This window comes from Streptomyces pactum (assembly GCF_016031615.1).
GTDB lineage: Bacteria > Actinomycetota > Actinomycetes > Streptomycetales > Streptomycetaceae > Streptomyces > Streptomyces pactus.
Genome location: NZ_JACYXC010000001.1, coordinates 5502180 through 5526879, shown reverse-complemented (window position 1 = coordinate 5526879; position 24700 = coordinate 5502180). Strand labels below are relative to the sequence as shown.

The window sequence follows — 24700 nt, the reverse complement described above, 5'->3', positions numbered from 1 at the left end:
CGATGCCGGGGCGGGGTGCCGGGCTCTACAGGACCAGGGAGGACCATGTCTTGACCCACGGCTCACGGACCTTGGCGATCTTCTCGGGCGCCATGGTCCGGGGGTCCTCCACCCGGGCGCCGAACTCGGTGAACACCTCGGGGAGCCGGGCGTCGTCGATCACCGGGTTGACGAACATGGTGAGCGGCACGTCCTCCTGGAACCGCTTGCCGATCAGGAAGTCCAGCAGCGCCTTGCCGCCCTTCTCGTTCTTCGCCCCGGTGAGGAGTCCGGCGAACTCGGTCTGCCGGAAGCAGGTGCCGGTGGCGACGCCGGTCGGGGCCCGGCTGGGCCGGGGGTCGGCGTAGAAGACCTCGGCGGGCGGGCTGGAGGCGTAGGAGACGACCAGCGGCCGGTCGCCGCCGGCCTTCTTGCCGCCCGCGGAGCCGGAGAAGCGGTCGTTGTAGGCCTGGTCCCAGCCGTCCACGACCTCGACGCCGTTGTCCCGCAGCTTCTTCCAGTAGTCCTGCCAGCCGTCGTCGCCGTACTCGGCGGCGGTGCCCAGCAGGAACGCCAGCCCCGGCGAGGAGGTGGCGGGGTTCTGGGTGACCAGCAGGTTCTTGTACGCGGGCTTGATCAGGTCGGCGAAGGTGCGCGGCGGGGCGAGCTTGGCGTCGGCGAAGTACTTCTTGTCGTAGTTGACGCAGATCTCGCCGGTGTCGACCGGGGTGACCCGGTGCTTGCCGCGGTCCAGCTGGAGGTCCTGGGGTATGCGGTCCAGGCCCTTGGCCTCGTAGGGGGTGAACACGCCGTTGTCCAGGGCGCGGGAGAGCAGGGTGTTGTCCACCCCGAAGAAGACGTCGCCCTCCGGGTTGCCCTTGGAGAGGACGGCCTTGTTGACCGCCACGCCGGCGTCGCCGTTCTCCAGGACGCGGAGCTTGTAGCCGCTGGTCTTCTCGAACTCGCGCTGGACGTCCTTGGAGATGGCGAAGGACGAGTGGGTGACGAGGGTGACGGTGTCCGGGTCGCCGCCGCTGTCGTCGGTGCCGCAGGCGGTGAGGGTGCCCGCGGCGAGCGCGCCGAGGAGGGCCGTGCCGAGGGCACGCCGAAGGCCGATGTTCATGGTGAGGCTGACTCCCTACGCCGGTATGACCCGGATCAGGTCCGAGGGTCTGCGGCCGTGCCGCACTCTCAGCGCTGTACGCGCTCCCCTGTCGGAGTGTTCATTTGTGGCTGTGCGTGGTGTGGCTGTGCGGGTGGATCGCTGTGCGTGTGTGCGAATGCACCGTATCAGCCGGGGTGGCCGGAACCACCGGGCCGGTGCGGGCCCGGCACGGGCTGGCGCCGCGCCGGACGCCTGAGGTGCGCCGACCGGTCCCGCCGGGCCGCCCCGGCGGGGCGGACGGCCTCGCCGAGGGTGTCCGGCCTCCCCGGGTGCGCCCGGGGTGGAGCCGGGCGTGCCGGGCGGGCCGTGCCGGGTGGGTGCCGGCCGGGCGCGGGCTCAGCGTTCGGCGGCGGCCAGCTGTCCGCAGGCGCCGTCGATCTCCTGGCCGCGGGTGTCGCGGACGGTGACCGGCACCCCGTGGGTCTCCAGCGCGGCGACGAACGCCCGCTGGTCCTCGGGCCGGGAGGCGGTCCACTTGGAGCCGGGGGTGGGGTTGAGCGGGATCAGGTTGACGTGCACCCGGCGGTTCTTCAGCAGCCGGCCGAGCAGGTCGCCGCGCCATGCCTGGTCGTTGATGTCCCTGATCAGGGCGTACTCGATGGAGACGCGGCGGCCGGACCTGGCGGCGTACTCCCAGGCGGCGTCGAGGACCTCGCGGACCTTCCAGCGGGTGTTGACCGGCACCAGGGTGTCGCGCAGTTCGTCGTCGGGGGCGTGCAGGGAGACCGCGAGGCGGCACTTGAAGCCCTCGTCGGCGAACCGCAGCATCGCCGGGACCAGGCCGACGGTGGAGACGGTGATGCCGCGCTGGGACAGGCCCAGGCCGTCCGGCTCGGGGTCGGTGAGCCGGCGGATGGCGCCGACGACCCGGTTGTAGTTGGCCAGCGGCTCGCCCATGCCCATGAAGACGATGTTGCTCAGCCGGGCCGGGCCGCCGGGGATCTCGCCGTCCCGCAGCGCCCGCATGCCGTCCACGATCTGGTGGACGATCTCGGCGGTGGACAGGTTGCGGTCGAGTCCGGCCTGGCCGGTGGCGCAGAACGGGCAGTTCATGCCGCAGCCGGCCTGGGAGCTGATGCACATGGTGACCCGGTCGGGGTAGCGCATCAGCACCGACTCCACCAGGGTGCCGTCGAACAGCCGCCACAGCGTCTTGCGGGTGGTGTCGCCGTCGCAGGAGATGTGCCGGACCACGCTCATCAGGTCGGGGAGCAGTTCGCTCGCCAGCTTCTCGCGGGAGGCGGCCGGGATGTCGGTCCACTGGGCGGGGTCGTGGGCGTAGCGGGCGAAGTAGTGCTGGGACAGCTGCTTGGCGCGGAACGGCTTCTCGCCGATGGCGGCGACGGCCTCCCGGCGCTGGGCGGGGTCGAGGTCGGCGAGGTGGCGCGGGGGCTTCTTGGCGCCGCGCGGCGCGACGAAGGTGAGCTCTCCCGGAGCGGGCGGCGCCATGGTTCAAGGTCTCCTCAGGGCGACGGGGGCGGTGCGGTCCCCGCTGTCGTGCCGGCCCGGCGTGGTGCGGGGCCCGGGTTCACGGGGCGGCCCCCGGGGCGGCGGGGACGCGAAGGGCCCGCCACGGATGCGTGACGGGCCCTTCCAGGGTACCGGGGGTGCGGCTCACCCCTGCCCGACGAAGATCACCAGCAGCAGCCAGACCACGGGCGCGGTGGGCAGCAGCGAGTCCAGCCGGTCCATGATCCCGCCGTGGCCGGGCAGCAGCTTGCCCATGTCCTTGATGCCCAGGTCCCGCTTGATCATGGATTCGCCCAGGTCGCCGAGGGTGGCGCTGACGGCGACCGCGAGCCCGAGGAGCAGCCCCTGCCACCAGGCGCCGTCGTCGATGACGTACTCCGCGCACAGGGCGCCGGCGGCCATCGCGAAGGCGATCGCGCCCAGCAGCCCCTCGCGGGTCTTGCCGGGGCTGATGCGCGGCGCGAGCCTGTGCCTGCCGAACCGCCAGCCGACGGCGTAGGCGCCGGTGTCGCTGACCACGGTCAGCAGCAGGAAGGTGAGGACCCGCTGCGGTCCGTCGTCGGCGGCGAGCATCAGGGCCACGAAGGTGGCGAGGAAGGGCACGTAGAAGGCGGTGAAGACGGCGGCCGTCACATCGCGCAGGTAGTTCTCCGGCGGCCCGGTCATCCGCCACACCAGCACCGCGAGGGCGGTGAGCGCGACCGCCACCCAGGCGCCCTGGGCGCCGCGCAGGTAGCCGGCGACCACCATGGCGACGCCGCCGGCGGCGAGCGGGAGGAGCGGGACGCTGATGTCCTTGCGCTCGGCCAGCCGGGAGGTCAGCTCCCACAGCCCCACCACCACGGCCACCGCTATGACGCCGAGGAAGACCGCCTTGTGGACGAAGAGCGACGCGACGATGACGGCGCCGAGCCCGACGCCGACCCCTATCGCGGCGCGCAGGTCACGGCCCGCGCTCTTCTTGGCGGGCGCGGGAGGCCGGGGCTCGGCGGCGGCACCGGACCGGCCGTCGGCCGGCCCGTTGCCGGGTGCGGCCGGTTCCCCGGGGCCGCCGGCCCCTGGGTCGGCGGCCCTGCGGTGGCGGTCGTCCTGGTCCCCGCCTGTGTCGGAAACGGTGGGCATGGGGCGAGTCTGCGCCGCTTCGGCCACCGTGTGCACGGGACCCGCCGAGACGGGGGGCGCCTCCTGGGGGTACCCGCCGGGCGGTGTCCGGCGATGGTGTCCGGGGGGAGGCGCCTGTTCGGTCGGGCCCCGGTGTCCGGCGCGAGGCGGGGCCCCCCAGGATGACTCGTTCATCAGACTTCGAGCAGCTCGGCTTCCTTGTGCTTGAGCAGCTCGTCGACCTGCGTCACGTACTTGGCCGTGGTGTCGTCGAGCTCCTTCTCGGCGCGGCGCCCCTCGTCCTCGCCGACCTCGCCGTCCTTGACGAGCTTGTCGATCGACTCCTTGGCCTTGCGGCGGACGCTGCGGATGGAGATCTTGGCGTCCTCGCCCTTGCCCTTGGCGACCTTGATGTACTCCTTGCGGCGCTGCTCGGTCAGCTCCGGGAACACCACGCGGATGATGCTGCCGTCGTTGGTGGGGTTGACGCCCAGGTCGGAGTCGCGGATCGCCTGCTCGATGTTGCGCAGCGCGCTCTTGTCGAACGGGGTGACCACGGCCATCCGCGGCTCGGGCACCGAGAAGGACGCCAGCTGGTTGATCGGCGTCATCGCGCCGTAGTACTCCGCCACGATCTTGTTGAACATCGCCGGGTGCGCACGCCCGGTGCGGATCGCGGCGAAGTCCTCCTTGGCGACCACGACGGCCTTCTCCATCTTCTCCTCGGCTTCGAGGAGGATCTCTTCGATCACCACTTGCTCCTGGTGTTGTCCCTAGGCAGAGCGTCGCCCCTGCGTGCGTCTTCTCCTGCACGGTGTAGGACCGGCAGGGCGTTGTCCATCCCCGTAACGAGCTCTCCGGCGGGCCGCGTAACGGGCTGTCAGACCCGGGTGCCCTGGTCGCTCACGAGCGTGCCGATCTTCTCACCCTTCACCGCGCGTGCGATATTGCCCTCGGTGAGCAGCTCGAAGACGAGGATCGGCAGCTTGTTGTCGCGGCAGAGGGTGATCGCGGTGGCGTCGGCGACCTTCAGGTCGCGGGCGATCACCTCGCCGTACTCCAGCGCGTCGAACTTGACCGCGTCCGGGTTGGCCTTGGGGTCGGAGTCGTACACCCCGTCCACCCCGTTCTTGCCCATCAGCAGCGCCTCGGCGTCGATCTCCAGGGCGCGCTGGGCGGCGGTGGTGTCGGTGGAGAAGTACGGCATGCCCATACCGGCGCCGAAGATCACGACGCGGCCCTTCTCCAGGTGGCGCACCGCCCGCAGCGGGATGTAGGGCTCCGCGACCTGGCCCATGGTGATGGCCGTCTGGACGCGGGAGTCGATGCCCTCCTTCTCCAGGAAGTCCTGGAGGGCGAGGCAGTTCATGACGGTGCCGAGCATGCCCATGTAGTCGGAGCGGGCCCGGTCCATGCCGCGCTGCTGCAGCTCGGCGCCGCGGAAGAAGTTGCCGCCGCCGATGACGATGGCGATCTCGGCACCGTCCCGGACGACGGCCGCGACCTCGCGCGCGATGGCGTGCACCACGTCGGGGTCGACGCCGAGGCCGCCACCGCCGGCGAACGCCTCTCCGGACAGCTTCAGCAGGAACCTGCGGCCCCTGGCGCCGTCGGCGGTCTTGTGGTCGGCGGCTCGTTTGGCGTCCGCGCCCTGATTCATTGGAGATCTCCTCGTGCACATACGAAGAAGGCCACTGCCGGTTGGGTCCTGGACCTCTGCGGCAATGGCCTCCTCGTCACATCTGCGGCCGACCGGTCGACGGCTATGCGTTTACGACCCTAGCGCGGCCGCACGCCACTCGCTGCCCTGGCGGGCTGACGGCGGCCGTACTCAGGCGCCGACGCGGATGCGCGCGAAACGCTTCAGCGAGACGCCGGCCTCGGCCAGCACCTTCTCGACGGTCTTCTTGTTGTCCTTGGCGAACGGCTGCGCCAGCAGCGTGTTCTCCTTGAAGAACCCGTTGACGCGACCCTCGACGATCTTCGGCAGGGCGGCCTCGGGCTTGCCCTCCTCGCGGGCGGTGGCCTCGGCGACGCGGCGCTCGTTCTCCACGACGTCGGCGGGGACGTCCTCGCGCGAGAGGTACTTCGGGGCGAAGGCGGCGATGTGCTGCGCGACGTCCTTGGCGACCTCGGCGTTCTCCTTGTCCAGCTCGACCAGGACGCCGACCTGGGGCGGCAGGTCCGGGCTGGTGCGGTGCATGTACGCGGCGACGTAGCCGTCGGTGAACTGGGCGAAGCGGTCCAGGACGATCTTCTCGCCCAGGGTGGCGTTGGCCTCGTCCACGTACGCCTGGACGGTCTTGCCGGCCTCGATCTCGGAGGCGAGCAGGGAGTCCAGGTCGGCCGGGGTGCTCTTGGCGACGTGCGCGGCCAGGGCCTCGGCGACGGAGACGAACTTCTCGCCCTTGGCGACGAAGTCGGTCTCGCACTTCAGCTCCAGCAGCACGCCGGAGCTGTTGTCGTCCGCGATGAGGGAGACGACGGCGCCGTTCTCGGCGGTCCGGCTCTCGCGCTTGGCCACACCCTTCTGGCCCTTGATGCGCAGCAGCTCGACGGCCTTCTCGACGTTGCCCTCGGCCTCGTCCAGCGCCTTCTTGCAGTCCATCATGCCGGCGCCGGTGAGCTCGCGGAGCTTCTTGACGTCAGCGGCGGTGAAGTTCGCCATGGTCTGTGAAATCTCTTCTCGAAAGTTCGAAGTCTCGGAAGTCGATGCTCCACGGGCCGACGGCGGGGGCACCGGGCCCCCGCCGTCGGCACCGCGAGGCTGGGGGCGTCAGCCCTGCTCGGCCTCGGCGGCGGGAGCCTCGGCGGCGGGAGCCTCGGCCGGGGCCTCGGCAGCAGGGGCCTCGGCGGGCTTCTCGGCCTCGGCGGCGGCGGGCTCGTCGGCCTTCTTCTCGCCTTCGAGCAGGTCGCGCTCCCACTCGGCCAGCGGCTCGCCGGCGGCCTTCTCGCCCTTGCCCTCGGTGGCGACGCCGGAGCGGGCGATGAGGCCCTCGGCGACGGCGTCGGCGATCACGCGGGTGAGCAGCGTGACGGAGCGGATCGCGTCGTCGTTACCCGGGATCTTGTAGTCGACCTCGTCCGGGTCGCAGTTGGTGTCGAGGATCGCGACGACCGGGATGCGGAGCTTGCGGGCCTCGCCGACCGCGATGTGCTCCTTCTTGGTGTCCACGATCCAGACGGCGCTGGGCACCTTCTGCATCTCGCGGATACCGCCGAGGGTCTTCTCCAGCTTGGCCTTCTCACGCGAGAGGACCAGGAGCTCCTTCTTGGTGAGGCCGGAGGCGGCCACGTCCTCGAAGTCGATCTGCTCAAGCTCCTTCAGGCGCTGGAGGCGCTTGTAGACCGTCGAGAAGTTGGTGAGCATGCCACCCAGCCAGCGCTGGTTGACGTACGGCATGCCGACGCGGGTCGCCTGCTCGGCGATCGCCTCCTGCGCCTGCTTCTTGGTGCCGACGAACATGATGGAGCCGCCGTGCGCGACGGTCTCCTTGACGAACTCGTAGGCGCGGTCGATGTACGACAGCGACTGGAGCAGGTCGATGATGTAGATGCCGTTGCGCTCGGTGAAGATGAAGCGCTTCATCTTCGGGTTCCAGCGGCGGGTCTGGTGCCCGAAGTGGACGCCGCTCTCCAGCAGCTCCCGCATCGTCACGACGGCCATGGCCGTACTCCTTGAGGTACTCGGTTCCACGGCGGCCGGCCGGCCGCCGCTCCTGACGCCCCGGCGCGCCTGCCGCGGAGAGCCGATGAGGGACCTGCCGAGGACCGAGGGACGCGACCACCGTGCTGCCTGACCGGCTGATGCGACGGTGACGGGGCGTGCGAAGTTCGACCCGGTGGCCCGGGTCGCCACCAGAAGTGTACGGGACGGGTACGGCACCGGGTGACGGCGTTGTCCACAACCCGGGAGTAGTCCACAGAATCGGGGCAAGATCCCCGCGTGTCGTCACCCTCCGTCACCCTACCTCCATGCGACCGAACAGAACGCGACGACATGGCCCGCCCCGGCGACCACCGGGTCCCTCTTGGCGCTCCGGCCCGCCACCCCGGTCCGGGCCGGTGGTGGGCGAGGGGCCCGGTGAGGCTCCGCACCCCGGCCACAGCCCGGCCCCGGACCGCCCGGGTGGGCCGGGAGCGGGGCGCGGGGACGCACCGGGAACGGTGCGGGCCCCCGGGCCGGGACAGCGGCGGAGGCCCGCACCGGAGACCGGAGGCGTGCCCGATCCTCTGGCCGTTCCGGAGCCCGGGTGCGGGGACGTCCCGGGAACGGGTCGGGAGCCTCCGCCGGGGCCGTCGGGGAGGGGCCGCAGGCGTGTGCCGCCGGAGGCGCGCGGAGGCGCCCCGGGAGCACGGCGGGGCGGCGGCGCACGGCCGGCGCCTGCACCCGGGTGTGCCCCCACCCGCGCCCTCCGCACCGGCGTGCCCCGCACGGGTGTCCGCCGCACCGGTGTCTTCCGTACCGGCGTCCGCCCCGCCACCGTCGCGGCGGGGAGATGTGCGGCGCTGGTGGTGCCCGCGGCACTGCTGGCGTTCGGGCCGACGGTCCTCGGCGCACCGCAGGCTCCGCGCGGGCCGGAACCCGCGGCCGCACCGGCGGCGAACCGGGCCACGCTCCTCGATGCCGGCGCCGGTGCCGGTGCCGAGGAGACCGGCCGACCGGGACGGGCCGGCTGCCCGCCGCCGGCCGGGGGCGCCGCGCCCGCGGTGCCGGGCACGGCTCGGGAACCGGCATGGCCGGTGACGGGCAGGACCGGCGCCGGCCGGCCGGTGGTGGTGAGGGGCTGGGAGCCACCGCCCCAGCCGTGGGCGGCCGGGCACCGGGGTGTGGACCTGGCCGCGCGTCCCGGGCAGCCGGTGCGAGCCGCGGCGGGCGGCCGGGTGGTCTTCACCGGCGCGGTGGCCGGGCGCGGAGTGCTCTCGATCGAGCTGGACGGGACCGGCAGCTGCCCCCTGCGGACGACCTACGAACCGGTCCGGGCGTCGGTCCGGAAAGGAGACCGGGTGTCCGCCGGCCAGGTGGTGGGGGTGATGGCACCGGGCCCGTCCCACTGTCCGGTGGGCTGTCTGCACTGGGGGCTGCTGCGCGCGGACCACTACCTGGATCCGCTGTCCCTGCTGCCGCCGTGGATGCTCCGTGGCGGACCCTCCCGCCTGCTGCCGGTCTTCGGCATCCCGGAACCGGAGGGCGACGGCCCGTGACCCGGGGGCCTCCGGCCGGGCGTCCCCGTACGGCCACGGCTGAGCGGCTTCCGCGGCGCGGGCGCACCCGGCAGTGCGCGGTACGAACCGGTCGAGGGCCCCACGGCCGCCCCGGGCCACGAGCCCGCCACGACGCCCGGATGCCACCGGGCACAGCCTCACCACCCGGGCGCTGCCACCGACACCGTTCGCCGCGGTCACGCCTCCCGGCACTCAGGCTTCCGGTGCGCCCGCCACGCCACCGATGACCTCGCGAGCGGGGATGCCCCGGCGTACCGGACCACCCGGACCAGGCGGGTCCGTCACAGAGACGACGGAGATACCAGCCCGGGAGGGCCGCCGGACACGACCTGCCCGGCATCAGCGGCCGGCACAGAACAACCGACGGGTCGGCGGACGCCTGTCAGGCGAGGACGGCGGCACACCGAAAGGCTCACGCAGGGGCACCCATGAACCCGGACCTGCCGTCGACCGGGACCGGCGCACCGTCCGTACGCGCGCCCGGCGTGCGAGGCGACACTCCACACGCCGGAGACGTCGCACCCACGACGGGTTCCCCAGGACAAGCTCGCGGGTCGGGATGGGACGGGGAGGAGGGGAGGGGTGGGGGGGCGGGGGGGGAGGGGGGCCCGAAGACGCGCATTCTGCCTCGAAAATCGGGTCGCCCCGGTGATCACGGCGCCACCCGGTACGAAGCAGCGGCGCCGGCTTTCGATGCCGGGCGGCTCTCCGCCCGGCATCTCGGTGCTTCTCGCAGGCCCGGTCGTTCGGCGCACCTCGCGGGCCCGGTCGGTTGCATGCTGGCCGCCCGAAGCGATCCCGGATCTTGAGTGGCCACCGGGACTCAGGGGGCCATCCCGGGCCGCTACGGCCGGGGCCGGCTGGACCACTACGGCCGACAGCGACCGAGAGGCGCTTCGCCCCGAGCCGGCCCGGCTGGAGGTCCGTCCTGGGTCGCGCTCGGGAGGCCCCTTGACTGGGGTCGAGCCGACGGAGGCGCTGCGGCCGGAAGGGACGGCTGCCACCGCGAACAGCCCGGGCCGGGCGGGACGGGCCCGGCTGACCGCCGACCGGTGCGGGCCCGGGCGCGGGGCCGGCGACTGGGGCGGCCGGGCGGGAGCTCCCGGTACCGCGTGGTGGGCGCCGCATGGTGGCGCCGCGCGGTACCGCGTACGGCGGGTCAGCCGCTGACGCCGCGCAGGGCCATGGCCACGGCCGCTTCGGTGATCTCCTGCGGGTCCTCCGCGGCGCCGAGTTCGATCCGGCGCACCGCGGCGTCCACCACGCCCTGGAGCAGGACGGCGGCGAGTCGGGGCTGCTCGTGGCCCAGCTGGCCGAGCGCTTCGACGACCATGGCGATCAGGCCGCCGTGCGCGGCGCGGATCTTCTCCCGCGCGCCGGCGTCCAGCTCGCCGGCGGAGATCGCCACCACGGCCCGGTGCCGGCGGTCGCCGACGAGGGCGAGCTGCTGCCGTACATACGCCTCGACCTTCGCCGCGGGCGTGTCGGCCCGCTCCATGGCGGCTTCGACCTCGGCGGCCCAGACGGGGAAATCGACGGCGCAGAGTTCTTCGACGACGGCCGCCCGGGAACGGAAGTACTCGTAGACGGAGGACCGTGCGAGGCCGGTGCGCGCGGCGAGGGCGGGGAAGGTCAGCGCCTCCGTACCGCCCTCGGACAGCAGGGCTCGCGCGGCGTCCAGCAGGGCGCCGCGCTGCATCGTCCGGTGCTCGGCCACTGAGGCCGCTCGAATCCTGGGCACCTGCCCACTGTACGAAAGGGGGTGCCCGTGAGGCGATGCCGGAGGCACGATTCAGCGTGCGACGTCGGCCAGTTTCGCGCGGAGCTGGAGGACGGACTTGGTGTGGATCTGGCTGACCCGGCTCTCGGTGACGCCCAGCACCTGGCCGATCTCCGCGAGGGTGAGGCCCTCGTAGTAGTACAGGGTGACGACGGTCTTCTCACGCTCCGGGAGCGTGTTGATCGCCCGGGCGAGCAGCCTGCGCAGCTCCCGGTCCTCGGCCACCTCGACGGGGTTGTCGGCGGCGGTGTCCTCCAGGGTGTCCATCAGGCTCAGCCGCTCGCCGTTCTCACCGCCGACGTGCAGCAGCTCTTCCAGGGCCACCACGTTGGCGAGTGACAACTGGCTGAAAACACCGTGCAGTTCTTCCAGTGCGATGTTCATCTCGGCGGCCACCTCGGCCTCCGTGGGGGTCCTGCGCAGCGCCGCCTCCAAGGTGGCGTACGCCCGCTCCACCTCGCGGGCCTTCTGCCGGACCGAGCGGGGGATCCAGTCCAGGGCCCGCAGCTCGTCGATCATGGCGCCGCGGATCCGGGTGATGGCGTAGGTCTCGAACTTGACGGCCCGCTCCGGCTCGAACTTCTCGATGGCGTCGATGAGGCCGAACACTCCCGAGGACACGAAGTCCGCCTGCTCGACGTTGGAGGGCAGCCCCACGCTGACCCGGCCGGCGACGTACTTGACCAGGGGCGAGTAGTGCAGGATCAGCTGCTCCCGCAGCCGTTCGTCGCCCGTGTTCTTGTAGGACCGCCACAGCTCGTCGAGCGAGGAAGGCGCGGCGGGGCGTGCCGTTCCGGCGTCGGGGGCGCCGGTCACTGCCGTGCGGTCAGACCCGGAGGTGTGCTGGGGCATTCGTCGCCTTGAGCCGTTCTGCTGTGAGGGGGGTGAGAGGGATGAGCGGACCCGCTCCGGTGGGCCGCCTGGCGGCGACGGTGTGCCGCAGGCGGTGCGGCGAGCGGGACCTGGACATCCGGTGGTGCGCGGTTTCCGTCATCATCTCAACCCTTTCACCCGATTGCCCCAAATCTATGGATCGCCTCGCCGTACGACGGCGTTCCTGTCACCACCGGGCGTCAACCGCCAGTTGTCGCCCATCCGTTCGACGAATCCCAGGGCGAGCAGCTCGTGGAGTCGCCGCATCGCCTCGTCGGGGCTGGTCCCGGCGTTCCTCGCCACCTCCCGCGCTTCGCTGCCGCCCTGTGCCGACAACGCGTCCAGTACGCGTGCCGTCACGGGAGGGAGCGCGTCACGTGCCAGGAGGGGGCCTCGGCGCTCCGGTGCGAGCTCTCCGATGCCACCGATCATTTCGGCCACTTCGGCCGCGTCGGTCACCAGGACTCCCTCGCCCCGGAGCAGTTCGTGGACCCCCGCCGAGAGGCCGCTGGTCACCGGGCCGGGGACCCCCATGACGGCACGTCCCAGGGCCAGTGCCCGCCGGGCGGTGACCAGTGAACCGCTGCGGTACTGGGCCTCCACGACGACGGTCCCCCGGGTGAGGGCGGCGATCACCCGGTTCCGCTGCACGAACCGGGAGCGGGTGGGATGGCTGCCGGGCGGCAACTCCGCGACCAGGATCCCCTGTTGCGCCATCCGCTCGATCAGCACCGTGTGGGCGCGCGGGTAGGCCACGTCCACGCCCGAGGCGAGCACGGCGACGGTCGCGCCCCCGGCGGCGAGGGCGCCGCGGTGGGCGGCGGCGTCCACCCCGTGGGCGGCCCCCGAGACCACGGCCCAGCCGCGCTCTGCGAGTCCGGCGCCGAGGACGGACGCCATGTGGGTGCCGTAGTCCGAACAGGCCCGGGCGCCCACCAGGGCGACGGACCGCAGCGCCCACAGCCGTAGTGACGCCGATCCGCGCACCCACAGCCCGATCGGCCGGGCGTCGGCGAGGTCGTCCAGCTGCCGGGGCCAGTCCAGGTCGCCCGGGCACACGAACCGCCCGCCGAGCCGGGCGACGGTGGCGAGGTCGCCGGCCGGGTCCAGCCGCTCGGCGCGCAGTGCGTATCCGGCGAGCCGCTCGCGGGAGGCGCGCGGTGGTGGCGCCGATGCTCCGGTCAGCGCCCGGTACAGCTGCTCCGGGCCGAGTTCCCGCAGCCACCTGCCGACGGTCTCGTCCCCCGGCTTCCACCAGGCGGGTCAGGGCGGCGCGTGCCAGCCGCTCGCCCCGGCTCACGCCCCCGCCGGTGTGACCTCCTCCCCGCCGCCCCGGGAGCGTCCGCAGGGGCCCGGTGCGGGTCCGCGGCCGCCGGGCGAGGCGCCGCGCCGTCCGGGCGGGACCGGGGCCGGGTCCGCCGCCGGTGGTACCGCTGCCCCCGCCGTCTGGGGCCGTCGCCCGCCGCGTCTCCCCGGCGCACGACCGGCCGCCCGCTCCGTGGCGGCCCGCTCTGGCGGCGGGCCCGCCGACCGGCTGGTCCTGGCGCTTCACCTCCCCACCCCCGCCGAGAGCCTCCGGGCGACCCCGGTCCGCAGGTGGAGGGCCTGGGCCACGTCGTCGGCGGTGGGCCGGTCGTGGCCGGCCAGGTCGGCGATGGTCCAGGCGACCCGCAGCACCCGGTCCAGGCCCCGTGCGGTGAGCAGTCCGCACTCCATGTCCTTCTCGGCCTCGCGGAGCGCCCCGGGCTCGGGGTACCAGCGGGTGCGCAGCTCGTGTCCGGGCACCTCGCTGTTGACCGTCCAGGGTGTGCCGGCGAGTCTGCCCCGGGCGCGCTCCCTGGCCTCGCGCACCCGGGCCGCGATGGTCTCGCTGCTCTCCGCCGCGCCGCGCGGGGCGATGAGCTCGGCGCGGGACACCGGGGAGACGTGGACCCGCAGGTCGATACGGTCCAGCAGGGGGCCCGACAGCCGGCTCTGGTAGCGGCGGATGGCCGTGGGGGTGCATTCGCATCCCCCACCCAGTCGGTTGTGCCGGCCGCAGGGGCAGGGGTTGGCGGCGAGCAGCAGCAGGAAGCGGGCGGGCATCCGCATCATGCCGGCGGCCCGGGCGATCAGCACCTGGCCGGACTCCAGCGGCTGGCGCAGCGCGTCCAGGGCCCGCACGCTGAATTCGGGGGCTTCGTCGAGGAAGAGCACCCCGCGGTGGGCGAGGGAGACCGCGCCGGGGCGGGGCTGGCCGTTACCGCCGCCGACCAGCGCGGCCATGGTCGCCGAGTGGTGCGGGGCGCAGTACGGCGGGGTGTCGATGAGCGGTTTGCCCGGCGGCAGCACCCCGGCGACCGAGTGGACCGCGGTGACCTCCAGCGCTTCCTTGGGGGTCAGGGGCGGCAGCAGCCCGGGCAGCCGTTCGGCGAGCATCGTCTTGCCCGCGCCCGGCGGCCCCATGAAGAGCAGATGGTGGGCCCCGGCCGCGGCGACCTCCAGCGCCATCCGTGCGGCGCGCTGTCCGGCGACCTCGGCCATGTCGGGTTTCCGGGCGGGTGGGCCGGAACCGGCCAGCGTGCCCGTGCCCGCTCCCGGCACCAGGAGTCCGGCGAGCATGGCGTCCGGCGCGCCGTCCTCCACGGGCTCCTCCTCGGGTACCGGGCCGTCGGTAAGCACCGCGATGAGCTGCCTGAGGCTCCGTACGCCGAGGACGGAGACCCCGGGGACCAGTGCCGCCTCGGCGGCCGTCTGCTCGGGGACGACGACCTGCCGGTAGCCGGCCTCGGCGGCGGCCAGGACGGCGGGCAGCACGCCTCGGACCGGGCGGACCCGGCCGTCCAGCCCCAGTTCGCCGATCATCATCAGGTGGGCGAGCTCACGGGGGTCGATGAGCTCTGCGGCGCCGAGGACCGCGCAGGCCACGGCGAGGTCGAATCCGCTGCCGCCCTTGGGGACCGAGGCCGGGCTGAGCCCTACGGTGAGCTTCCGCTGCGGCCACTCGGCGCCGGAGTTGACGACTGCCGCGCGGACCCGGTCGCGGCTCTCGACCAGGCTCTTGTCGGGCAGGCCGACGAGGGTGAAGGCGGCGACGCCCGGCTCCAGGTCGGCCTGGACCTCGACCACCACGCCCTCCACGCCGACCAGGGCCACCGAGCAGGTGCGGGCGAAGGCCATCACGCCACCCCCCGTACGTGCTCCACCAGCGGCGCGCCACGGGCCGGCAGCACCACCGCGACCACGTCGATGCGCACCCCGCCGGGCGGCGGGGTCTCCTGGCAGGCCAGCCAGCGTTCGGCGAGGCCGCGCAACCGCTGGGTCTTGCGTGTGGTGACGGCGGCGAGCGGGTGTTCGAAGGGGCTGGCCCGGCGGGTCTTGACCTCGCAGACCACCAGCGTGTCCCCGTCACGGGCGAGGATGTCGATCTCTCCGGCGCGGCACCGCCAGTTCCGGGCCAGGACGGTCATGCCGGCTTCGGTCAGGGTACGGGCGGCCAGCCGTTCGCCGTAGCGGCCCAGCGCCTGGCGTGCCGAACCGGGCCGGGGCGGCGGCAGGGGCAGCCGCTCGGTGACCGGCCGGGCGTGCCGTAGCTGCCCGGGGGCGGAGTGGTCCGGTGCCGCCGGGGGTGGGGTGGACGGCCCGGCGGGCGTCCCCGGCGGCGTGGAGCACGCGGTCCGAGTACTGGTCTCCGGGACCGGCGGCCCGTCCGAGGGGTCATGTGGTCCCGTGTGGCACCGGGCAGTTGGCTGATGCGGCCGGAGTGCCGGCCGCAGGGAGCGGCAGTCCGCCCGGCGGCTCCGGGTCGTGGCCGGAGAGGACGGCGTCTGATCGGCCGGAGGCGGTGGTCCGCCGGGCGGGGCCGGCGGACCGGCCGAGGGGACTGGGGCCCGGCGGGCGGATTCCCGGCCGCGGGGCGGGAGGGCGGATCCGTCCGATGCGGCAGCCCGCCCGGCGGGCAATACGGGCCTGGTCCACGGCCCGGGGCCGGGCGGTCCGGCTCGCGGTCGCCGTCGGTCGTAACGGCGCTTCCGCCGGCCGTGACGGGAACCTGCCGACGAGAACAGAGATTCGGCAGGGCCCCTGCTCCACCCGGCGAAGAGCTGCCCTCACCCGGCGAGGCCAGGCACTGCCCGGCGGAGCCGGGGCCCCACCCGGCGGTGTGTCAGGGACCCGCCCGGCGAAGAGCTGCCCCTATCCGGCGGGGCCAGTGACCGACCCGGCCGTGGCAAGGACCCACCCGGCGGCGGCAGAGGCGCCTGACGGGCCGGGAGCCCGGTCGGCGGAGCGGGGCAGGGCGGCGGGCGGGAAGAGCTGCGGCATCGGTACCACCTCCGGCACCGACTGTGACGGGTCCCGCCCGTCCCCGGGGATCTTGCTCGGTTCCGGTGGACAACCCGCCGCTTGTGGATAACTCAGCCACCCGGAAGGTCGAGGTCGCTCTTGTTGAGTTCCTCGATGTTCACGTCCTTGAAGGTGAGCACGCGCACCTGTTTGACGAAGCGGGCCGGCCGGTACATGTCCCACACCCAGGCGTCGGCCATCGAGACCTCGAAGAACACCTCGCCCTGGACCGAGTGCACCTGCATCTCGTAGTCGTTGGTGAGGTAGAACCGCCGCTCGGTCTCGATCACATATTTGAAGAGCCCGACGACGTCGCGGTACTCCCGGTAGAGCTTCAGCTCCATCTCGGTCTCGTACTTTTCGAGGTCCTCGGCGCTCATGGCATGTTCCCCTTCAGCCGTGCGTCCCCCCATTGTGCGTCAGACACGCTCGGTCTCCAGGACAACCGGGGTGACCGGTGGGCCTTCCGCCAGCAGGGTGCGCAGCAGGGCGGCGAGCCTGGTCGGGTACACCGTCTCATGAGTGGCGGCCAGTTCTTCACAGGTCCACCAGCGGGAACCGGTCACGCTGCGCTGTTCCAGCTCGGTGAGCGCCGCCGGGCGGGTCGCGGTGTGCCGGGTCCGCCCCAGGAAGTACCACTCGTCCTGGTTCCAGCGCCGTCCGGCGAAGGGAAAGGAGCAGGTCCGGCGCCACAGCACCGGCCCGAGGGCGACATCGGTGATCCCGGTCTCCTCGGCCAGTTCGCGGCGGGCGGCCTGCTCGCGGGTCTCGCCGGCCTCCAGTCCGCCGCCGGGGGTGAACCACCAGCTGTCCGCGGGATCGTCGGGTTCGTAGCCGTGCATCAGCAGGATCCGGTCATTCGGGTCGAGCAGGACCACGCGGGCGACCTTCCGCAGCTCGGGATCAGCCACCGACGACCTCCGTGGTGCGCTCCGGCCGCCCGCCGCGCCGCCGCGCCAGCAGGCGGGCGACGGGCGTCCAGGCGGCGCCGACGAGGATGAGTACCGCTCCGGCGGCCACCGCGAGGGTCAGCGGGCGCAGCGGTCCCGGCTCCGAGGTGCCGCCGGGCAGGGGGTCGAACCCGGAGGGCCGGTCGAGCATGCCGAGGCTGCCCAGCGGCCAGGCGGTGGCGTCCACCCGGGCCTCGACCGCCGCGCGGTCCACGGTGCCGTTGCTCTGGTCGGTGAGGTGTTCCCGGGAGTCCAGCGAGTCGTTGCGGTGGTCGCCGAGGAGGAAGAGCTTGCCGTCCGGCACGGTGGCGCTGAACTCGGTGGGCGAGGCGGGGGCGCCGCGCCCCAGCCGCAGATACGGTTCTTCGACGGGGGTGCCGTTGATCGTCAGCCGGCCGTCCCGGTCACAGCAGGCGACGGTGTCGCCACCCACCCCGACGACCCGCTTGACCATCGGCAGGTCGCCCCATGCCTTGTCCTGGAAGACCACGACGTCGCCGCGGCGGACCTCGTCGCCGTCTATTCGCTCGGCCAGGACCCGGGAGCCGCGCTCGACGGTGGGCTCCATCGAGTTGGTGGGGACGGCGTAGGGCTGGTAGAGCACGGCGGCCCAGACGAAGCCGCCGAGGAAGAGCACGCAGCCGACCGCCACGGCGATTCCGGACAGTCTTCCGCCCGCTCCGCCGCGACGGTCGCCGTCGCGTCGCGCTCCGCCCATCCCAGTGCTCCCGCCTCACGAGGGAAGATGCCGACCGGAGATCTTGCAGGCAAGGTTCCGGTGCCGTGTGCCCGCCGGGCACGGCATCGCACCCTACCCGGCGGTACGCGGATGCGTCAGCTCTCCTGGTCCGCGGTGGCCTTCGCGATCAGCCTGCGGCGGCGCCACAGCACGATCGGGAGCGCGCCCGCCAGGCCCAGGGCGGAGGGGGCGACCGCCGCCGCGGCACTCAGCCCCGGCTGGTCGAAGGTGTCCGGGACCGGCAGGGTGGACCAGCGGTCGATCGGCCAGGCGACCACGATGGCGCGGCCGACCACGTCGTCGACCGGCACGGTGCCCTTGTCCAGGGTCTGGTGGTAGCGGGAGTCGAGGGAGTCGTCCCGGTTGTCGCCCATCACCCACAGCCGGCCCTCGGGGATCTTGACGGGGCCGAACGGCTGGTCGTCGCAGGGGGTGTCGCCACGCTGGATGTACGGCTCGTCCAGGGCCTTGCCGTTGACCTTGACGGGGCCGCCCTTGCGGCACTCCACGGTGTCGCCGCCGACCGCGATGACCCGCTTGATCAGGTCCTTCTCCTCGGCGGACGGCATCAGGCCGATGAAGCTCAGGGCTTTCTGGATGCCTTCCATCACCGGGCCGGAGTCGTTCTCCGGCGCCTCGTCGAGCCAGCCGCCCGGGTCGTGGAAGACGACCACCTCGCCGCGTTCGGGCTCGGCACCGAACCAGGGGGTGAGCTTGTCCACCAGCACCCGGTCGCCGCGCTGGAGGGTGTTGTTCATCGAGTCGGAGGGGATGGAGAACGCCTGCACCAGGAAGGTCTTGATCAGCAGCGCGAGCAGCAGGGCGATGCCGATCAGCAGGGGCAGCTCCTTCCAGAAGGAGCGGGGCTTCTTCCCCGGCTTGTCCTCGTCGTCGTCCGGTCCCGGGCCGTCGTCACCGGTGCCGTCCCGGCCGTCCGGCACGGAGGCCGCGCCACCGGGCCCGGGGGGCGGGACCGCGCCCTCGGACCCCGGGGCGGGGACCGCGCCACCGGATCCCGCGCCACCGGGTCCCGGGGCAGCGGTCCCGTCCGCAGGCTCCGACGGGGTCTCGGCCCCCGGCGCCTGGGCCCGGTCGTCCGGCCCGGCCGGGGACGGCCCGGGCCCGGACGCCTGGTCCGGCGTCCCTCCCGTCACCCTGGGCCGGTCCTCGGATTCGCCGTGACCGGAACGCGCGCCGACCGCCAAATCCCCCACATCCACTCCTCACGCCGCTGAGCCGCCCACGCCACGAACGGCGCAGGCCCACCACTCCCATAACGAGCGGGAGTTCCGCAGGGGTCGGGAGCTGGATCAATCCTTGCTGATCCATGGGGGAAAGCCTATGCGCCGGGCCGTCGTCGCGCGGCTCGCTCGTGGGCGCGTCTTCCACCGAAGCATAAGTCTCCGGCGCCTCCAGCCGGCGCCAGTGGCCGAACGGCCAGGCGATGACCACCGCCCGGCCGACCACCAGGTCCTCCGAGATGGTGCCCTGGCCTTCTTCGTCCAGGTGGTAGCGGGAGTCGGCGGAGTCCGCCCGGTGGTCTCCCATCACGAACAGCCGGTTCTCGGGCACCTTGACCTCGAACTCGATCTCCGAGGGGTTGTTGCCCGGGTGGAGGTACGGCTCCTGGAGCGGGGTGCCGTTCACGGTGATCCGGCCGGATTCGTCGCAGCACCGCACGGTGTCGCCGCCGACCCCGACCACCCGCTTGATCAGATCCTGTTCGTCGGCGGACGGCAGCAGCCCGATGAAGGTGAGGAACTGTTTGGCTTGTTTCACCCCGACGATGTCGTCGTTCTTCGGCTTCTCCTCGTCCTGGAGCCAGCCGCCGGGGTCCTTGAAGACCACCACGTCGCCGCGTTCGGGCTCGGCGCCGAACCAGGGCGTCAGCTTGTCCACCAGCACCCGGTCGCCGATCCGGATGGTCTGTTCCATCGAACCGGTGGGAATGACGAACGCCTGGACCAGGAAGGTCTTGAGCAGCAGCGCGATCAGCAGCGCCACGCCGATCAGCACGGGGATCTCCCGGACGGCGGAGCGCCGCTGCCGGCGTCTGATCCGCCGGAGCGCCTTGCGCCGCTCGGCCCGGCCGCCGGCCGGCCGGGGCCCCGGCTGGTCCGCGGACCCGGCCGTGGAGGTCTCCCCGGCCTGCTGCCCGTGCCTCGGCCGGCCCCGGCTACCCATGGGCACCGCCCGCGTCCGGGATCCGGTCGAACGTCGCCGGCCGGTCCAGCGACGACATCCGGCCGAGCGGCCAGACGATCCACTCGGCCCGCCCGATCACCTTCTCCACCGGGACGGTACCGCCGCCGGGCGCGCCGAGGAGGTCGCGGGAGTCCTTGGAGTCACCGCGGTGGTCCCCCATGACCCACAGCCGGCCCTCGGGCACCACGACGTCGAACGGCACCCGGGAGGGCGTGTCGCCGGGGTACAGGTAGTCCTCGTCCAGGGCCCGGCCGTTGACCGTCAGCCGCCTGCGCCGGTCGCAGCAGGTGACCCGGTCACCGCCGACGCCGACCACGCGTTTGACGTAGTCGGTGCCGGCCGGCTCGGCCAGGCCCAGCGTGGCGCCCGCCGCGCGGAGCAGGCCGGTGACCGGGTTCTCGGCGGGCGGATCCTGGACGAAGGAGCCGGTGCCGTCGAAGACCACGACGTCACCGCGGCGCGGCTGGTCGCCGAAGCGGTACGCCAGTTTGTTGACCAGCACCCGGTCCCCGGGGCGCAGGGTGTTCTCCATGGAGCCGCTGGGGATCTGGAACGGCTGTACCAGGAACGCGCTCACCAGCATCACCGTGGTGAGGCAGACCGCGGTGACCAGCGCGTACGGCCGCCAGGTGCGCCAACGCGAGGAGCGCGACCGCGCCCCGGCGCCCTGTTCGGGTCGCGGGGAGCGATCGCGCTCCGGAAGCTCGGTGAGCTCTGCCTCGGTGTCCATGGGTCCTTGAGCCTATCCGGCCCGGACCACGGCGGGGACAGCCGCTCAGTTGTCGCGCTTCTCCTTGATCTTCGCGGCCTTGCCGCGCAGGTCACGGAGGTAGTACAGCTTCGCACGGCGCACGTCACCGCGGGTGACGACCTCGATCTTCTCCACGATCGGGGTGTGCACCGGGAAGGTGCGCTCGACGCCGACGCTGAAGCTGACCTTGCGGACCGTGAAGGTCTCACGGACGCCGGAGCCCTGGCGGCGGATCACGACGCCCTTGAACTGCTGCACACGGGAGCGGTTGCCCTCGATGACGCGGACGTGGACGTTGACGGTGTCACCGGGGCGGAAGGCCGGGACGTCGCTGCGCAGCGACGCGGCGTCGACGGTGTCGAGCAGGTGAGACATGGGTGTCTGCTTTCCTCGCTGATGCCACAGGTCATCAGCGGTATGTCGTAAGAGGATGTTCGGATGCCGCCTCGCCGGGTGGGCGTCGTCTCCCCCTGTGGCAGGGGCGCGCACCGGACGTACAGCAGCGGCCTATTCTTCCACGACCCCCGCCGTGCGCCCAAATCGGCCGTCCGGGCGCTGTTCCCAGCCCAGTTCGGCCAGCAGGGCCCGGTCGTGCTTGTCGAGCGCCGCCGGGTCGCAGCGCTCGATCAGGTCCGGGCGGTTGCGGGCGGTGCGCCGGAACGCCTCGTCCCGGCGCCACCGGGCGATCTTCCCGTGGTGCCCGCTGAGCAGCACCTCGGGGATGCCCCGACCGCGCCACTCGGGGGGTTTGGTGTAGACCGGGCCCTCCAGCAGGTCGGCCATGGCGCCGGGGGCGAAGGAGTCGTCGCGGTGCGACTCGGCGTTGCCCAGCACACCGGGGAGCAGCCGGGCCACCGCCTCGGTGATCACCAGTACCGCGGCCTCGCCGCCCGCCAGCACGTAGTCGCCGATGGACACCTCGTACACGTCGAGGTGCTCGCCGTACTCCTCGATCACCCGCCGGTCGATGCCCTCGTAGCGGGCGGGGGGCTCGCCGGGTGCGGCGGGGGCGCCCGAGGCGATGATGTCGTCCAGCGCCTCGCCCCAGGGCTCGGGCTTCATGACCATGCCGGGGCCACCGCCGTAGGGCGTGTCGTCCACGGTGTGGTGCCGGTCGTGGGTCCACCGGCGCAGGTCGTGCACGCGGACGTCGAGCTGGCCGCGGGCGCGGGCCTTGCCGACCAGCGAGACGTTCAGCGGTTCCAGGTACTCGGGGAAGATCGTCACCACGTCGACGCGCATGCTGTCGTGCCCCATCAGTCCGCGTCCCGGTCCTCGGCGTCCCCGTCGCCGGTGTCCCGGCCCTCCGCGTCCCGGACTTCGGGGTCCCGGTCCTCGGCGTCCCGGGCGGCCGGCCGGCCGCCGGTCCCGCGGGTGCCGGCGACCTCGGCCTCGCTGTCGTCGAGCAGGCCCGGCGGCGGAACGATGACCGCCCGCTGCTCGGTCAGGTCGATCTCCGGAACGATCTCGGAGACGAACGGCACCATGACGTCGCTCCCGTCCGGCCGCCGGACGATCAGCAGGTCCTGGTACGGCAGGTGGGTGATCTCGGTGATCCGGCCGACCTCGGTGCCGTCGGCGGTGACCACGTCGAGGTCGATCAGCTGGTGGTCGTAGAACTCCTCGGGGTCCTCGGGGGTCTCCTCGGGGTCCACCTCGGCGATCAGCAGGACGTTGCGGAGCGCCTCGGCGGCACCCCGGTCGCGCACGCCCGCGAAGCGCAGCAGCAGCCGGCCGCTGTGCACCCGGCCGGTCTCGATGGTCAGCGGTCCGGCCGACGGGGGGTCGGTGGCGAGTACCGCACCGGGGGCGAGCCGCAGCTCCGGCTCGTCCGTGCGCACCTCGACGGTGACCTCGCCCTTGATGCCGTGGGCCCGGCCGACCCGGGCGACTACCAGCTGCACTGTCTTCCCGTTCCTTCTCAGCACACGGGCCGGGGAGGGAACCAGCCCTCCCCGGCCCGTGCCGGTGCTCTCTCTCCGCGGATCAGCGGACCTGGTCCACGTCGACGAGATCGACGCGGACACCACGCCCGCCGATGGCGCCCACGACGGTGCGCAGGGCGCGGGCGGTACGGCCGTTGCGGCCGATCACCTTGCCGAGGTCGTCGGGGTGGACCCGGACCTCCAGCACTTGCCCGCGCCGCAGGTTGCGCGAAGCCACCTGCACGTCATCGGGATTGTCGACGATGCCCTTCACCAGGTGCTCGAGGGCCTCCTCGAGCATGCTCAGGCCTCGGTGGACTCGGCGGCGTCGGCCGCCTCGTCCTTCTTCTCCGACTTCTTCGCCTTCGGGGTGATCGCCTCACCCTTCGGCTCGTCGCCGGCGTCCTTGGCCGCGGCCTCGAACAGCGCGCGCTTGTCGGCCTTGGGCTCGGCGACCTTCAGCGGCTCCGGAGCCGGCAGGCCCTTGAACTTCTGCCAGTCGCCGGTGAGCTTCAGGATGGCCAGGACCGGCTCGGTCGGCTGCGCGCCGACACCCAGCCAGTACTGCGCGCGCTCCGAGTCGACCTCGATGCGCGACGGGTTCTGCACCGGGTGGTACAGGCCGATCTCCTCGATGGCCCGGCCGTCACGGCGGGTGCGGGAGTCGGCGACGACGATGCGGTAGTGAGGCGAACGGATCTTGCCCAGACGCTTCAGCTTGATCTTGACTGCCACGGAAGTGGTGTCTCCTGGTCTTGACGTGGGTGGGCACGGGCAGGTTGCCACGTGGGGTTGCGGTACCCGAGTGCCCGATGGACGCGTCAGCCGGAGGAGAGAGGGGTCCTGGTCGGCTGTCGAGTACAGCTGCCCATTCTGCCACACCGCCCCGGGGCCCCCGCACGCGCCCACCGACCACGTACTGCGTCCCGGACGTGGCCGGCGGTGCCGCGCCGGAACGGGGCACCGGCCCGTCGTGCACGGCGAGGGCATGGGGCAGCGGGAGGGGAACCCCGACCCCGCACCGCTCGCCCACCGCGTCCGTAGCCGGAGACGTTCCGCCGGCGCACGACCCACCGTGGCCGCGCCACAGACCCCATCCCGCGGGCTCGCGGCTCACCGCGCCGTACCCGGAGGCCTCCCCTGCGCCCGCGCCGTGCCGTACGGGCGCGCACGCGCACCGGGCGCCCGCGGCCCCGTGCCGCCCGGTCCCGTGCGCCATGGCGCATCCATGTGCCCCGGCGCACGTACGAGGCGCCGCGCGCCCTCGCGCACCGGAGGGGCGCGCCCTACGCGGCCGCACGGCGCCCCGCCCTCGCGGGCGTACGCGTCGCGCCCTCACGGGTGTACGCGTCCCGCGCTCGCGGGCGTACGGCGGTCGCCGCCGTACCCGTCCGTCCGGCGACCGGCGCGGCACCGCCGGCCCGTCGGGGGGCCGCCGGCCCAAGAGGTCCCCCGGCCCCGCCCGACGGCGGCGCTCCGGCGATCGCGGCTCGGGTCGCGGGAGGCACCGGCGGGCGGGCACGGCCGTCCGGGAGACGAAAGGGGGCCCGGCGGTGAGCAGGTGCGTGCGGGATCCGGCAGCCGGGTCAGGCGGCGCGGGCGGGCTCCGGGATCCGGAACGGCTGGCCGCAGCCACCACACATGATCGGCGCCTGGGCGAGGACCGACGGCACCACCCGCACGTTCCGCCCGCAGTCGCACACCGCCTTCACCCGCACCCCGCCGCCGGAGGAACCGTGCCGGGCGGCCGGCCCCCGGAAGGTGCGGGCGGTGTCGGCGGTGGTGGCGACCGAGTGGGCCTTCAGCGCGCGCTGGAGCCGTTCGATCGTGGGCCGGTACCGCTTTCTGGCCTCGGCGCTGAGGGTGACCAGGGAGAAGCCGCTGCTGGGGTGCGGCTCCTCGACGTGGTCCAGCCCCAGTTCCTCGGCGATCGCCAGGAACCGCCGGTTGTGGTAGCGGCCGGCGCGGGAGGTGTCACGGATACCGCGCGCGGCGGCGATGCCGTGGACCGCCTCGTGCAGCAGCCTTTCGAAGGAGAGCTCGGATCCGCAGGCGGACGAGGACTCACCGATGAGGGATTCGGGCGCGGCGAGATCCGGCAGCTCGGGGTGGTGCCGTTGAATATCGGCCCACGCCTGTGCCAGCTCCGCGGCGAGAACAGGTGGTGTCGTGCTCACGTCGTGACAACGACTCAGGAACGGTTTGTGTTCCGA

At 73.2% G+C, this 24700-nt stretch carries 24 protein-coding genes, 1 pseudogene and 1 riboswitch; of the genes and pseudogenes, 1 reads left to right on the top strand and 24 read right to left on the bottom strand.

The annotated features are described in order from the left end of the window. Positions 1–25: 25 nt before the first annotated feature. From IHE55_RS21795 to rpsB, 7 genes are all read right to left on the bottom strand, one after another. The gene (locus tag IHE55_RS21795) at positions 26–1102 is read right to left on the bottom strand and encodes a thiamine ABC transporter substrate-binding protein (protein ID WP_197990560.1); all 1077 of its coding nucleotides are present in this window, start codon (positions 1100–1102) and stop codon (positions 26–28) included. After that, a riboswitch (TPP riboswitch) is annotated at positions 1098–1202 on the bottom strand. Its footprint overlaps the gene before it by 5 nt. A gap of 278 nt (positions 1203–1480) precedes the next feature. Continuing rightward, positions 1481–2593, bottom strand: a complete 1113-nt coding sequence (gene rlmN, locus IHE55_RS21790; protein ID WP_197990559.1) for a dual-specificity RNA methyltransferase RlmN — start codon at positions 2591–2593, stop codon at positions 1481–1483. Positions 2594–2758: 165 nt separating this feature from the next. Then, a complete protein-coding gene (locus tag IHE55_RS21785) occupies positions 2759–3910 on the bottom strand; it encodes a phosphatidate cytidylyltransferase (RefSeq protein ID WP_197990558.1) in 1152 nt (383 codons plus the stop codon). Further along, on the bottom strand, positions 3910–4467 hold the full coding sequence (gene frr / locus IHE55_RS21780; RefSeq protein WP_197990557.1) for a ribosome recycling factor: 558 nt from the start codon (positions 4465–4467) through the stop codon (positions 3910–3912). Before frr ends, IHE55_RS21785 begins: the two co-directional genes overlap by 1 nt. 128 nt (positions 4468–4595) lie before the next feature. After that, positions 4596–5375, bottom strand: coding sequence for a UMP kinase (pyrH, locus tag IHE55_RS21775; protein ID WP_197990556.1), 780 nt, complete (start codon positions 5373–5375; stop codon positions 4596–4598). Positions 5376–5546: 171 nt separating this feature from the next. Beyond that, complete coding sequence (gene tsf / locus IHE55_RS21770; protein ID WP_197990555.1) at positions 5547–6383, bottom strand: translation elongation factor Ts; 837 nt, start codon at positions 6381–6383, stop codon at positions 5547–5549. Positions 6384–6491: 108 nt separating this feature from the next. Further along, positions 6492–7382: a 30S ribosomal protein S2 gene (rpsB, locus tag IHE55_RS21765; RefSeq protein ID WP_197990554.1), complete on the bottom strand. Its 891-nt coding sequence runs from the start codon at positions 7380–7382 to the stop codon at positions 6492–6494. A 1076-nt stretch (positions 7383–8458) separates the two neighbouring features. On the opposite strand from rpsB, the gene IHE55_RS31610 reads away from it, so the two are divergent. After that, positions 8459–8920, top strand: coding sequence for a M23 family metallopeptidase (locus tag IHE55_RS31610; protein ID WP_372442709.1), 462 nt, complete (start codon positions 8459–8461; stop codon positions 8918–8920). A gap of 1180 nt (positions 8921–10100) precedes the next feature. On the opposite strand, the gene IHE55_RS21755 is transcribed toward IHE55_RS31610, so the two are convergent. From IHE55_RS21755 to IHE55_RS21675, 17 genes and pseudogenes are all read right to left on the bottom strand, one after another. Next, on the bottom strand, positions 10101–10640 hold the full coding sequence (locus IHE55_RS21755) for a TetR/AcrR family transcriptional regulator (RefSeq protein ID WP_197992158.1): 540 nt from the start codon (positions 10638–10640) through the stop codon (positions 10101–10103). A 93-nt stretch (positions 10641–10733) separates the two neighbouring features. Further along, positions 10734–11573, bottom strand: a complete 840-nt coding sequence (gene whiG, locus IHE55_RS21750) for an RNA polymerase sigma factor WhiG (RefSeq protein ID WP_197990553.1) — start codon at positions 11571–11573, stop codon at positions 10734–10736. Positions 11574–11747: 174 nt separating this feature from the next. Beyond that, the gene (gene dprA / locus IHE55_RS21745) at positions 11748–12653 is read right to left on the bottom strand and encodes a DNA-processing protein DprA (RefSeq protein WP_307826770.1); all 906 of its coding nucleotides are present in this window, start codon (positions 12651–12653) and stop codon (positions 11748–11750) included. 489 nt (positions 12654–13142) lie between these two features. Then, complete coding sequence (locus tag IHE55_RS21740) at positions 13143–14753, bottom strand: YifB family Mg chelatase-like AAA ATPase (protein WP_197990552.1); 1611 nt, start codon at positions 14751–14753, stop codon at positions 13143–13145. Then, on the bottom strand, positions 14753–15130 hold the full coding sequence (locus tag IHE55_RS21735) for a YraN family protein (RefSeq protein ID WP_197992156.1): 378 nt from the start codon (positions 15128–15130) through the stop codon (positions 14753–14755). The genes IHE55_RS21740 and IHE55_RS21735 overlap by 1 nt, the downstream gene beginning before the upstream one ends. 858 nt (positions 15131–15988) lie before the next feature. Further along, entirely contained in the window at positions 15989–16297 is a 309-nt protein-coding gene (locus IHE55_RS21730) for a DUF2469 domain-containing protein (protein WP_009714730.1), read from the bottom strand. A 39-nt stretch (positions 16298–16336) separates the two neighbouring features. Then, entirely contained in the window at positions 16337–16828 is a 492-nt protein-coding gene (locus IHE55_RS21725) for an NUDIX hydrolase (protein ID WP_197990551.1), read from the bottom strand. Then, the gene (gene lepB, locus IHE55_RS21720; RefSeq protein ID WP_197990550.1) at positions 16821–17585 is read right to left on the bottom strand and encodes a signal peptidase I; all 765 of its coding nucleotides are present in this window, start codon (positions 17583–17585) and stop codon (positions 16821–16823) included. The genes IHE55_RS21725 and lepB (IHE55_RS21720) overlap by 8 nt, the downstream gene beginning before the upstream one ends. A gap of 116 nt (positions 17586–17701) precedes the next feature. Further along, on the bottom strand, positions 17702–18811 hold the full coding sequence (lepB, locus tag IHE55_RS21715) for a signal peptidase I (RefSeq protein ID WP_232266656.1): 1110 nt from the start codon (positions 18809–18811) through the stop codon (positions 17702–17704). 286 nt (positions 18812–19097) lie between these two features. Next, positions 19098–19790, bottom strand: a pseudogene (lepB, locus tag IHE55_RS21710) (signal peptidase I); the annotation flags it as partial. Further along, positions 19783–20541, bottom strand: coding sequence for a signal peptidase I (lepB, locus tag IHE55_RS21705; protein ID WP_197990548.1), 759 nt, complete (start codon positions 20539–20541; stop codon positions 19783–19785). The gene lepB (IHE55_RS21705) and the pseudogene lepB (IHE55_RS21710), both read right to left, overlap by 8 nt. A 45-nt stretch (positions 20542–20586) precedes the next feature. After that, entirely contained in the window at positions 20587–20937 is a 351-nt protein-coding gene (rplS, locus tag IHE55_RS21700) for a 50S ribosomal protein L19 (protein WP_197990547.1), read from the bottom strand. A gap of 132 nt (positions 20938–21069) precedes the next feature. Then, positions 21070–21804 carry a tRNA (guanine(37)-N(1))-methyltransferase gene (locus IHE55_RS21695; RefSeq protein WP_197992154.1) on the bottom strand — a complete coding sequence of 245 codons (735 nt, stop codon included), beginning with the start codon at positions 21802–21804 and terminating at the stop codon, positions 21070–21072. 14 nt (positions 21805–21818) lie between these two features. Then, complete coding sequence (gene rimM, locus IHE55_RS21690) at positions 21819–22466, bottom strand: ribosome maturation factor RimM (RefSeq protein WP_197990546.1); 648 nt, start codon at positions 22464–22466, stop codon at positions 21819–21821. Positions 22467–22548: 82 nt separating this feature from the next. Continuing rightward, positions 22549–22788 (bottom strand): RNA-binding protein, encoded by a 240-nt coding sequence (locus tag IHE55_RS21685; RefSeq protein ID WP_197990545.1) that lies wholly within the window; start codon positions 22786–22788, stop codon positions 22549–22551. A gap of 2 nt (positions 22789–22790) precedes the next feature. Further along, the gene (gene rpsP / locus IHE55_RS21680) at positions 22791–23222 is read right to left on the bottom strand and encodes a 30S ribosomal protein S16 (RefSeq protein WP_197990544.1); all 432 of its coding nucleotides are present in this window, start codon (positions 23220–23222) and stop codon (positions 22791–22793) included. Positions 23223–24073: 851 nt separating this feature from the next. Next, a complete protein-coding gene (locus IHE55_RS21675; RefSeq protein ID WP_197990543.1) occupies positions 24074–24664 on the bottom strand; it encodes a hypothetical protein in 591 nt (196 codons plus the stop codon). Positions 24665–24700: the final 36 nt, after the last annotated feature.